We start from the raw sequence: 11,869 nt of genomic DNA, 5'->3' as shown, positions 1-11,869 counted from the left end.
TTATGGGCCGGGGCATGTTCCATCAAGCCGAGCGGGGCGAGCCGCTGACTTGGGTCGGTTGCAGTTTGAACGTGTAGAACAACACGGTCAGCAACACCAGGAAGGCCGGGCCGACATACAACGCAATGCGGGTATCGGGGAAGTACGCCATCAGGCCCACCACCAACACCAGGAAGGCCAGCGCCAGGTACGAACTGACCGGGTACAACCACATGCGGTACTTCAACGCCTTGTTCTCGGCGGGGCTCAGGCTCTTACGGAACTTGAGCTGCGCCAGGAGGATCATCACCCACGTCCAGATCGCGCCGAAGGTGGCGATGGACGTCACCCACACAAACACCTTTTCAGGCACCAGGTAGTTGAGCAGTACGCCCAGCAGCAAGGCGAAGATCGACAGCAGCAGCGCACGACGCGGTACGCCGTTGCTGGAGGTGGTGCCGAATGTCGCTGGGGCCTGGCCGTTCTGCGCCAGGCTGTAGAGCATGCGCCCGGTGCTGAAGATCCCACCGTTGCAGGACGACAGCGCCGCGGTAATCACCACGAAGTTGATGATACCGGCCGCCGTCTTGATGCCCAGACGCTCAAAGGTCATGACAAACGGGCTGCCCTGGGTGCCGATTTCGTTCCACGGGTAGATCGACAGAATCACGAACAACGCACCGACGTAGAACAGCAGAATCCGCCAGAACACCGAGCCGATGGCGTTCGGGATAGTCTTCTGCGGGTTCTTCGCTTCGCCGGCGGTCAGGCCGATCATCTCCACGCCGAGGTAGGCGAACATCACCATCTGCAACGACATCAACACGCCCTGCACACCATTGGGCAGGAAGCCGCCGTGGGCCCACAGGTTGGAAATGCCCAGCGCCACACCGTCGTTGCCGAAGCCAAAGGCGATGATACCGACGCCGCCGATGACCATGGCGATGATGGTGACGATCTTGATCAGGGCGAACCAGAACTCGAACTCACCGAACGCCTTCACGGCGATCAGGTTGATCGTGCCCATGCTCACCAGGGCCGCCAGGGCCCAGATCCAGCGGGGCGTATCGGGGAACCAGACGCCCATGTACACGGCGACGGCGGTGATTTCGGCCACACAGGTCACCAGCCACAGGAACCAATAGTTCCAGCCAGTGAGAAAGCCCGCCAACGGGCCGAGGTAATCCTGGGCATAACGGCTGAACGAACCGGCGACGGGGTTATGCACCGCCATTTCGCCGAGGGCACGCATGATCACCAGGATCGCCAGGCCGCCGATGATGTACGACAGCATGATTGCCGGGCCGGCCATTTCAATGGCCTTGGCCGAACCCAGGAACAGACCGACACCGATACAGGCGCCAAGCGCCATCAGGCGAATATGCCGTTCGCCCAGTTCACGTTTGAGCGGGCCGCCGGAAGCGGTCTCGCCGTGGGGCAGGTGATTGCCAACGGGCATAGGGGTACAACCTCATCTTGTTATTGGATAGGAACCACCCAGTGTCCATCCTCACGGCGGGTCGCCATAAGGATGTCGTACCAGGCTCGCCTTTTGGACAAGCCCGTCTGACCCGGTTAAACCGGCCAGCTTGGCGGCGGTGCAGTATAAAAAGCCGCAAGTAGGGCTTTTCACTCAATAAGCAGCAAAGTTCAGCGATAAGTCCCGGAAAACGCCGGCTCGACAGAGGAGCATTCCCTGAGACCTGTAGGAATCGCCTTCAATAAACGCCGGCGAGTATTGCACAGGGCGGGTGCGCCGTCATGCCCCTACCTTTGGCGGATATACCTGCCTTAAAGGCTCTAAACCAGCTATTCCAGGCCAGCGCCCATCATGGTGAACGGGCTATCAGCCCAGTGACTCCAGGGGCATTGAGCAAGCAGGTTTTGGGGCGGCTTCGCCACCCAACGGGGGCCCCCCCTCTCCACATTTACCGCGCCAGCCCCCCGACTGCGGCCAGAGCGCCCGTCATGGCAACTGGGCTCGTCATGGCAACCGGGCTTGTTGTGGCGAGCGGGCTTGCCCGCGCTGGGCTGCGCAGCAGCCCCAACAAACCCACCCCAGCTACCCCAGACACACCGCGCAAGCAGGCTTTGGGGCGGCTTCGCCACCCAACGGGGGACAAGCCCCCTCTCCACATTTACCGCGCCAGCCCCCGACTGCGGCCAGAGCGCCCGTCGTGGCAAGCGGGCTTGTTGTGGCGAGCGGGCTTGCCCGCGCTGGGCTGCGCAGCAGCCCCAAAAAACCCACCCCAGCTACCCCAGACACACCGAGCAATAAGGTTCTGGCGTCGCGCCCCCCCTACAGCGCTCCGGCCATAGGGCAAACACCCCATCACAGATACATCCGCACACCGATTTCAGGATCTCGTTCCAACACCAAGTACTAGGGTCAATAAACCTTCCACCCATACCTCAAGGAGCAAAGGATTGCCCCAGAAACCCAACTCCCATTTGTTACGCCTGGGCCGCTATTGCGAGCCAGGACGGGCCTATCTCATCACCACCGTGGTCCACCAACGCTATCCACTATTCAGCAACTTGCGCCTGGGTAGGTTATTGGTTGCAGAACTCAAGCACACCCATGACCTGGGCCTGGTCAACTCGCTGGCATGGGTCATCATGCCGGATCACCTGCATTGGTTATTTGAGCTAGGCGACGCTCCCTTGTCCCAGGTCATCGGCAGGACCAAGTCCCGCAGCACATTGACCATCAACCGCGCACGGGGCATCAGGGAACGCTTCTGGCAAAGTGGCTACCATGACCGCGCAGTCCGCGCCGAAGAAGACATTCGCCGAATTGCCCGCTACATCGTCGCCAACCCCCTGCGTGCCGGCTTGGTCGACCACATCGGTGACTACCCCCTCTGGGACGCCGCCTGGCTTTAGCCCACTTACTGTGGCAACCGGGCCCGTCATGGCAACCGGGCTTGTCGTGGCGAGCGGGCTTGCCCCGCGCTGGGCTGCGCAGCAGCCCCAACAAACCCACCCCAGTTTCTCCAGGCACACCGCACAAGCAGGCTTTGGGGCGGCTTCGCCACCCAACGGGGGACAAGCCCCCTCTCCACATTTACCGCGCCAGCCCCCGACTGCGGCCAGAGCGCCCGCTGTGGCAACCGGGCGCGTCGTGGCGAGCGGGCTTGCCCCGCGCTGGGCTGCGCAGCAGCCCCAAAAACCCACCCCAGCTACCCCAGACACACCGCGCAAGCAGGCTTTGGGGAGGCGCCCTCCACGACCACATACAAATTCTGCCTACCCGCCAACCAGCGTCTAAGCTTCAGGCAAGTCCGATCAATCTGCGTGAATGGATCAATCGACTATGGGCGCGTTATGGCAAACCGGTTCGACCACCGCTGCGCAACCCACCGACAGTCCGGACGATCAGTCATTGCCACAAATTCCCCGTAGACGCAGGCGCGGGTGGCGCTGGTTCTGGCTTTTGCTGGTGGTGGGGCTGGTCGCTCTGGCGTATGCCGCCTCGCGGGAGGTGCGCAGTTCCAAATGGCAGGCCCGGGAGTTCAGCCGTGTCGCGGCCACGCTGGTGTACACCGTGCAACCGGGGCCCAGCGACGCCATTGTGTACCCAGGAGACGGCCCCTTCGACAAACGCCTGGGCTACAGCGCACTGGGTGATTTCCTGCCGCGCCTGCGGCAGCGCAATTACCTGATTCAGAGCCAGGCCCACTTTTCCCAGGACTTGCTGGACTACACCCGCCATGGCCTGTTCGTACCCTATGCCGAAAAGATTCAGGCCGGCTTGTCGATCAGCGACTGCCGTGCGCAACCGCTGTACCAGTTCAACTATCCACAACAGTTCTATCCAAGCTTCAGCGCCATTCCCCCGGTGATCGTCAGCAGTCTTCTGTTTATTGAAAACCGCGACCTGCTGGACCCCGCCCAACCCCAGGCCAACCCCGCCGTGGACTGGCCGCGTTTTGCCAAGGCCGCGTGGTCGCAACTGGCCAAGCTGCTGCACCTTCCCGGCCAGACCGCAGGTGGCAGTACCCTGGCCACGCAATTGGAAAAGTATCGTCACTCCCCCGATGGGCTGACTCTCTCCGGCGGCGAGAAGATCCGCCAGATGATTTCCGCCAGCGTGCGCACCTACCAGGGCGGTCCGCAAACCCTGGCCGCGCGGCAAAATATCGTGCGCGATTACCTCAACAGCGTGCCGCTGTCCGCCGTTCCCGGGCATGGTGAAGTGCATGGCATCGCCGAAGGCCTGCGGGTCTGGTACGGCGCCGACTTCAACCAGACCAACGCCCTGCTGGCGGGCAACGATGCAAAAAACCTGGCACAAAAAGGCCTGGCCCTGCGCGAGGTGTTGTCGCTGATGATCGCCCAGCGCCGCCCGTCCCATTACCTGTCCAAAGGCCGCGATGAGCTGGCCAGCCTTACCGACAGTCACCTGCGCCTGCTGGGGCAAAGTGGCGAGATCGAACCGACACTGATCAACGCCGCCCTGGCGAGCAAGGTGACTTACCGCGACTGGCAGCAACAGCCGACAATCCAACCCATCGAAACCAACAAAGGTATCAGCGTGGTGCGCAGCCGCCTGGCCGCCCTGCTCAACCGTCCGCTGTACGATCTGGATCGGCTGGACCTGGCCGCCACCAGCACCCTGCAAAGCGAGCTGCAAACCCAGGCCACCGACTACCTCAAGCGCCTGGCAGACCCGGCGTTTGCCGCGCAATTGGGGCTGCTCGGTCCGCGCCTGTTGACGCCCACCAGCACCGCCCAGGTGCGCTATAGCTTCAACCTCTACGAGATGACCGCCGACGGCGCGCGGGTGCGGGTGCAGACCGACAGCACCGACCAACCCTTCGATATCAACGAGGGCAGCAAGCTGGAACTGGGCTCTACCGCCAAGCTACGGGTGCTGACCACCTACCTGCAGATGATCAGCGAATTGCATGAGCGCTATGCCGGCCAGGCGCCCGCCGCGCTGAAAAAAATCGAGGTCAACGACCAGGATCGCCTGACCCGCTGGGCCGTGGATTACCTGATACAGCACAACGACCACAGCCTGGCGAACATGCTCGATGCGGCCCTCGACCGGCAATACTCGGCCAGCCCCGGCGAAGCTTTTTTTACTGGGGGCGGCTTGCATCGTTTCCATAACTTTCGCAATGAAGACAACGGCCGCAACCCGACCCTGCGCGATGCCCTGCGCGAGTCGATCAACCTGCCGTTCATCCGCCTGATGCGTGACCTGGTGCGCTACAGCACTTATCAGGGGCCCAACAACAGCGCCGAGTTGCTCAAGGACGACAGCGACCCGCGTCGTCAGGAATACCTAGCTCGTTTTGCCGACCGCGAGGGCACCACGTTCCTGCTGCGCTTCTGGAAAAAGTACCGCAACAAAGACACCCAGGCCCGTCTCGACACCTTTCTCGACAGCATGCACCCCACCGCCATGCGCCTGGCCGCCGTGCATCGCTACCTGTTGCCGCAGGCCAGTCAGCAGAGTTTCAACAGCTTCGTCCGGGCCCACCTGCCGGCGACCAAAAGCGCCGAAAAACTCACCGATGCGCGCCTCGACACGCTCTATATCAACTACGGCCCCGGGGCCTATGACCTGCCCGACCAGGGCTATATCGCCAAGGTCCACCCGCTGGACCTATGGCTGTTGGGCTACCTGCTCAACCACCCCGACGCGACGTTCTCCCAGGCCGTCGCCGCCAGCGAACATGAGCGCCAGGAAGTCTACAGCTGGCTGTTCAAGAGCCGGCACAAGAGCGCCCGCGACAGTCGGATCCGCACCATGCTGGAGATTGAAGCGTTCCTGGACATTCACCAGCGCTGGCAGCAGGTCGGCTACCCCTTCGACCACCTGGTGCCGTCCCTGGCCACCGCCATCGGCAGTTCGGGGGACCGCCCGGCAGCGCTGGCGGAGCTGGTGGGCACCATCCTCAACGATGGCGTGCGCCAGCCGCCGCTGCGCATCGACAGCCTGCACTTTGCCGCCGCCACGCCCTACGACACCCGCGTGGTCAACGACCCGGACCGCGGCAAACGGGTGATGCCCAGTGCGGTGGCCACGGCCCTGCGCGCCGCGCTGTCGCAAGTGGTGGACGCCGGCACAGCCAAACGCGTGGCGGGTAGTTTCAAACTCGCCGATGGCACGCCCCTGACCATGGGTGGCAAGACCGGCACCGGCGACAACCGCATCGAGGCCGTGGGCGCCGGCGGCCGTATTCTCAGTTCCAAGTCGATCAACCGTACTGCGACTTTCGTGTTCTATATCGGCGACCAGCACTTCGGCACGCTGACGGCCTTTGTCCCCGGCAGTTCAGCGCAAAACTTCACCTTCACCTCTGCGCTACCGGTCCAGGTGCTCAAGGGGATGGCACCGATCCTCAGCCCTTACCTGCAACCGGGTGCGCACACGTTGTGCCAGGCCCCGGCATCCACTTCGGTTGAATACACGCAAGCTCCGCAACCGGGTGTTAGTTATCTCAGTCATGCATTTGAATAATGAACTTTTGCCGCACTTGAACCGCGAATCATCCCCAGGATTTTGAACTTTTGTTCTGAACTTCAGCAGATACGCTAATGCTTAAAATCATCTAGCGAGCGTTACTGCATGCCCGAATTGCCCACTCCTGCCCATTCATCTACGACACTCTATAAAGGGCCCCACTATGAACGGCTAACACAGCTCATCCCCGACTGGCTTACCACCGCCACCCTGGCCAGGGTCAGCCCATTGGGCAGCGCCGAACTGTCCCGACCGGCCTGGTACGCCAGCGCCTCGCCCAGCCAACACCAAGTGCTGCAGCGCACCAATGCCGAAGGCTGGCGCGCGCAAAACGCGGTGGATCGCCAACTGCGCGAGGTGCAAGACGTGTATGCGTTTGCCGAGCCGTTGTTGAAGCAGGCCATCTACGACAAATACCGCCTGAACGTCGACGTCAAAAGTACGTTCCTCAACCTGTATATCCCCAAAAAATTGCCCTGGTACGCACTCACTATTGTCCCTGGAGTGACCAGCCGCAAAGTGTCACTGCTGGATGCGGCGCTGCATAACTTTGCCGCGAGCGAAACCTTTGAAGACGACTCCTGCTACATCTCTCAACCCGACTACCGGGGCCACTTCACCCTCAAACCCCTGCACCCCAAAATGTCCATCCAGCAGTTCAAGGCGCTGTGCCGAGAACTGGACCTTGGCACCCGCTATCAGCAGCATTTGCAAGACCACCTGCTGCCCAGCGATCCCGCCGCCCGCGCCGCACTCAAGCACAGCATCATCGCCAGTCAAAAAGCCGCCCTCAAAGCCGCCGCGCAACTGGCGGTGCTGAAAACCAATGACCAACAGGTTCCAGACCTGGGGCGGGCGGCCTACGGGGTGTTGATGCGCGCATTACGCGGTGAGCGCGGGGTGTTGCAGTTCTACCAATTGCACATTCTGGATGCGCCACTGACCGGGATCCTGCTGATTGCCGCAGACCTGGACCGGGTATCCAGCGTGTCAAAACTGATCGCCTATATCCCCCATGACCCCGAAAGCCCGGTCAAGGAATACGACTCCAGCCTGGCCTTCATGCGCGACCTGACGCGCAAACTGCAAGCCAACGCGCCGATCCCCTCACGGGGGCAGCAGACTTACCAGCAGTTCTTCAGCCAGTTTGTCGACCATGGGCTGCGCGGGCATTTCTTTGCCGGGCTGGATCAGCGTTTGTGCCGGGTGCAGTGGCATGAAGCATCACCCCTGGACCCGCGCCCGCAATGGCGCGAGACGCTGCTGGATAATCCCCGCCTGCAGTTTTCGGCGGTGCGTATCGACGGTGATCTGTGGGAGCACCTCTATCAGCAAGCCCTGAACAAGATTCTCAATGACGGGCGCACGATTGCCGTCGCCACCGCCGACGCTGACAGCCACCAGCGCTGGGCCTGGTGGGACAACCTGACAAAAATCGTCGCGGATATTTTCAATATCGCCCTGCTGGTCATCACACCCTTCGTACCGTTCCTCGGTGAGTTGATGCTGGCCTATACCGCCTATCAACTGAGCAGCGATGCCATCGAAGGCCTGGTAGACCTGGGTGAAGGGCAATTTCGCGAAGCGGCCGACCACCTTGTCAGCGTGGCCACCGATGTCGTGCAACTGGCCACCTTCGCCGCCGGCGCAGGCCTTGGCAGTGCCTTCAAGCGCTCGTCGTTTGTCGACGGTTTGCACCCGATCGACGTCGACGGGCAACCCCGCCTATGGAACCCGGACCTGACGCCTTACGCACGCAACGACCTGCAACTGCGCAGCGACGCACAGCCCGATGCCCTGGGCCTGCACGCCCATGGCGACACCGCCATCCTGCGCCTGGAGGGCCGGCACTATGTGGTCGAACACGGCCCCACCGCCGACACGTATCGGATCAAGCACCCGAGCCGGCCGCACGCCTATGCACCGAAACTCGACCACAACGACCATGGCGCCTGGCTGCATGAGGCCGAAGACCCGCATACCTGGGACCGTGAGACCTTGCGCGCTCGCCTGGGCCCCTTGGCGCAGGGCCTAACGCCCGCAGAGCTGGAGCAGGCCTGTGAAACCAGCGGCACCCACGACGGCGCCTTGCGCATGATGTACGCCCACCGCGAACCGCCGCCGCCCCTGCTGGCCGACAGCCTCAAGCGCCGCCGCCTGCACCGGCAAGTCGAACAGGCACCGCAGCAGATGCGCACCGGCGCCATGCCTGATCTGCCGACCAATTGGTCAGTGCAAACCATCAGCGAGCTGGCCGGCTGGCCCTCGGACAAAGCCATCGATGTGTTTATCAATAACGATTTGAGCGGCTATGCCATGCGCTACGGAGCCACCGACGCCACACAGGCCAATACCCTGAAAATCAGCCATCACGATGTCCGGGCCGGCAAGTTGCCCGAGCACGTCGTGGCGTTTCTCAGCGAGGCAGAACTCAAGGCGCTACTGCCCTCGCCGGCGCCCGCCACGCAATCCGGGCAGGTCGAGGCCTTGCGCGGGCAACTGGCCGAGCGCCTGGTGCCGCAGAAGACCGCGATTTTCAACCACCTCTATAGCACCCGCGAAGTGCTCGACACGCCCCACGGCCAACTGATTCAACAGCAGTTCCCGCACCTGCCCAGCGACCTGGTGAGCCTGTTGCTGCTGCGCACCTCACCCGGGGAACTGGAGGTGATGAGCAGCGAACAGCGCATCCCCCTGCGCCTGAAAAACCTCGCCCGGGAACTGGCCAACGAAGTACGCGCCAGCCACGCCAGCGAAGGCCTGTACGACGACGCCTTACTGACGCCGGATACCGAGCGCATGGCCTTGAATATCGTGCGCTTGAACAGCGACTCGCTGGGCGACCTGAATATCGCCATCCATAGGCAATCGGCCGATGGTCCCTTGCGTTGTCAGGTCGGCCCGACTGACGCCGGCACGCAGAAAATCCTGTTGTACCAAAGCCAGGGACGCTACCAGATCCACGGTGCACCGGACGTGGCGCAGTACAGTTTCTACGAAGCCCTGTTGCGCGTGCTCCCCGCTGACGCGCTCGGCTATCGGCCAGGCCAGGGCGAGATATTCAGGGCCTGGCTCAAGGAGCAACTTGAACCCCTGGCCGCACGCCGTACGGTATTGGAAGCACCCAGCCGACGTCGGGCCGACGAGGGCGTCACTCAACGCCTGCTGCAAAAGCCCGGCTTCGAAGCCTTCCGCCGCTTGTTTCGCCGCCGGCCGGCGCAAACGCCGACGCTCAGAGAAACCCTGAGCACACTGTGCCCCTTGCTCAACGAAGAAGAGATCGCGCAGGTCGCGCCCTTTCTCCAAACCCCAGCGGGTAAGCAATTGCTGGTCAAGCTGCAAGCCGACCACCTGCGGCTGCTCGAAGACCTGCGCTACATTCGCAAACGCCGAACCCTCGGCCCGGCAGGCAGCGTGCTCGCGGAAAACGAACTGTTGATGCGCAAGATGATCCTCAAAGAGTTGCGCACCTGTTGGGAGGATGGCGCCTACCAGAGCATGTTGCCAACGCAACCCCGCGCGCGCGGCACCTTGCTGGACTTGAGTGAGCTGGTACTGGGCCGCTACATACACCACATTGAACCGTTGCGGGCCGACTTCAGCCATGTCACCCGCCTGAACCTGAGTGGTACGCGCCTGCAGGACCAGGAAATGGGCTTTCTGCATAACTTCCCCAGCGTGCGTACGGTGGACCTGTCCCACAACAAACTGACCGGCCTGCCCCCCCAACTGACCGACCTGAAGCACCTGAGCGCGCTGAACCTGGGCCATAACCCGATCAGGTGGGTGCGCTATGACTACGAAGTGCTCAAACGGCTGTGGCAGTTGCGCTCCTTGAACCTGGAGGGGCACAACCAGCTGAAAGTGCCACCGGACATCAGCCTGATGCCCGAACTGCGCCGACTGGCCCTGCGCCGAACCGGTATCAACCAATGGCCAGAAGGCCTGGACAGCCCCCGACTGGCGATCCCCGAACTGGACCTGACCCACACTGAGGTCAGCAGCGTGCCGCAATTCGCCGAAGACTCGGTGGGTGCGCGCATCGTCGCCGGCAGTTGGCTGGACCGTGGCAAGCTCGAACCCGAGGATGAAAACCGTTTTGTCAGCTACCGCCGGGCGTTTGGTTTCGACCCCTATCGCACGGCGCCCCGCAGCGGTGCGAGTGAGCGGCAGTATTGGTTGTCTGGCCTGGACGGCGACGAGCGCGACGTGGCCATCAACGTCTGGGACGACGTTGAAAAAGAGCATGGCTCCCAGGGAGTTTTCGACCTTCTCAAGCTGTTGCGCCCACCGGTGGAGTTCCAGACCGAGATAGATGCGCAATTGTTTCGCGAAGGCCGGGAAGACCTGGCCATACGGGTCTGGCAGTTGCTGTTTGCGATGGATGAGAACCCGCAGTTTCGCGAGCGGATGTTCAGCCTGGCCGCGACGCCGGTCAATTGCGCGGATGCCGGCGCGCATGTATTCAATCGCATGGGCGTCGAGACTATGCTCGAACACATTCTCAAGGATAACTCCCCGCAGGCACTGCTCCAACGCGAGAGCCGCCTGGTGAACCTGGCCAGGCAATCCTGGCGCCTGGACCAGGTCAACCGCCTGGCCCGCGAAGAAGTCCTGCACCGCGTCACCCCGGTCAGCGAAGGCGGCCTGGGGCAAACCTTTGGCAGCGGTGAAGGCCAGGTGGATGACGTGCAGGTCTACCTCGCCTACCAGACCGGGCTCAAGACACGCCTGAACCTGCCGTGGGTGTCCGAACACATGGTCTACCGCAACACCGCCAGGGTGACCCAGGCCCATCTCGACAGAGCGGCACGTGCGATTCGTCAGTTGCAGCAAGGTGACGGGCTGGTCAACGGCGTACTGGAGCAACCGTTCTGGAGCGACTACCTGCACGACGCCCATCTCCAAGCCTTCAACACCCAGGACGAACTGCGGGAAAAGGCCGGCAGCCAACTGCAGGACCTGCTGGAACTGCACCAACAATGGTCCGCAGGCCAACTGACGGCCGAGGCCAAGACACACGTGCGCGAGCAACTGGCGGTGCTGGCCGACGAACTGGTTATCCCACACAGCGTGGTACTTACCGAACAACCATTGCCAGACAGCACCGTGCTGGGTTTTTACGAGCGCATCCAAAATGACTACAACGAACTTGCCCGCCGCCTGACCCGCCAGGCTTTAATCCAGTTCAGTTAGCACTGAGCGGACGATCGGCGCCTGTCCTGGCCTGTTGTAGCAACCGGGCTTGTTGTGGCCCGCAGACTTCTTGTGCCGAGCGGGCTTCCTGTGGCGAGCGGGCTTGTTGTGGCGAGCGGGCTTGCCCCGCGCTGGGCTGCGCAGCAGCCCCACTCCAGACGCCGTAGATATTTCAGGCACACCGAGCCAGCAGGATTTGGGGCGGCTTCGCCACCC

General features: G+C 62.5%; 4 protein-coding genes. 3 read left to right on the top strand and 1 reads right to left on the bottom strand.

What is annotated here, in order from left to right; genetic code table 11:
• Positions 1-22: 22 nt before the first annotated feature.
• Positions 23-1,438, bottom strand: a complete 1,416-nt coding sequence (locus tag FIV38_RS10665) for an amino acid permease (protein WP_092238031.1) — start codon at positions 1,436-1,438, stop codon at positions 23-25.
• A gap of 968 nt (positions 1,439-2,406) precedes the next feature.
• Here FIV38_RS10665 and FIV38_RS10660 point away from each other — a divergent pair.
• From FIV38_RS10660 to FIV38_RS10650, 3 genes are all read left to right on the top strand, one after another.
• Entirely contained in the window at positions 2,407-2,865 is a 459-nt protein-coding gene (locus tag FIV38_RS10660; protein ID WP_092238034.1) for an REP-associated tyrosine transposase, read from the top strand.
• A 430-nt stretch (positions 2,866-3,295) separates the two neighbouring features.
• Positions 3,296-6,454 (top strand): transglycosylase domain-containing protein, encoded by a 3,159-nt coding sequence (locus FIV38_RS10655; protein WP_092238037.1) that lies wholly within the window; start codon positions 3,296-3,298, stop codon positions 6,452-6,454.
• 108 nt (positions 6,455-6,562) lie between these two features.
• Entirely contained in the window at positions 6,563-11,653 is a 5,091-nt protein-coding gene (locus tag FIV38_RS10650) for an NEL-type E3 ubiquitin ligase domain-containing protein (protein ID WP_092238040.1), read from the top strand.
• Positions 11,654-11,869: the final 216 nt, after the last annotated feature.

The sequence above is a fragment of the Pseudomonas proteolytica genome, from assembly GCF_007858275.1.
In the GTDB taxonomy this organism is placed as follows: domain Bacteria; phylum Pseudomonadota; class Gammaproteobacteria; order Pseudomonadales; family Pseudomonadaceae; genus Aquipseudomonas; species Aquipseudomonas proteolytica.
This window is presented reverse-complemented; position numbering and strand designations above follow the sequence as displayed.

Bases quoted from the DNA above. Each gene is read 5' to 3' on its own strand.
- FIV38_RS10665 (WP_092238031.1), bottom strand. From the start codon at position 1,438: ATGCCCGTTGGCAATCACCTGCCCCACGGCGAGACCGCTTCCGGCGGC.
- FIV38_RS10650 (WP_092238040.1), top strand. From the start codon at position 6,563: ATGCCCGAATTGCCCACTCCTGCCCATTCATCTACGACACTCTATAAA.
- FIV38_RS10655 (WP_092238037.1), top strand. From the start codon at position 3,296: ATGGGCGCGTTATGGCAAACCGGTTCGACCACCGCTGCGCAACCCACC.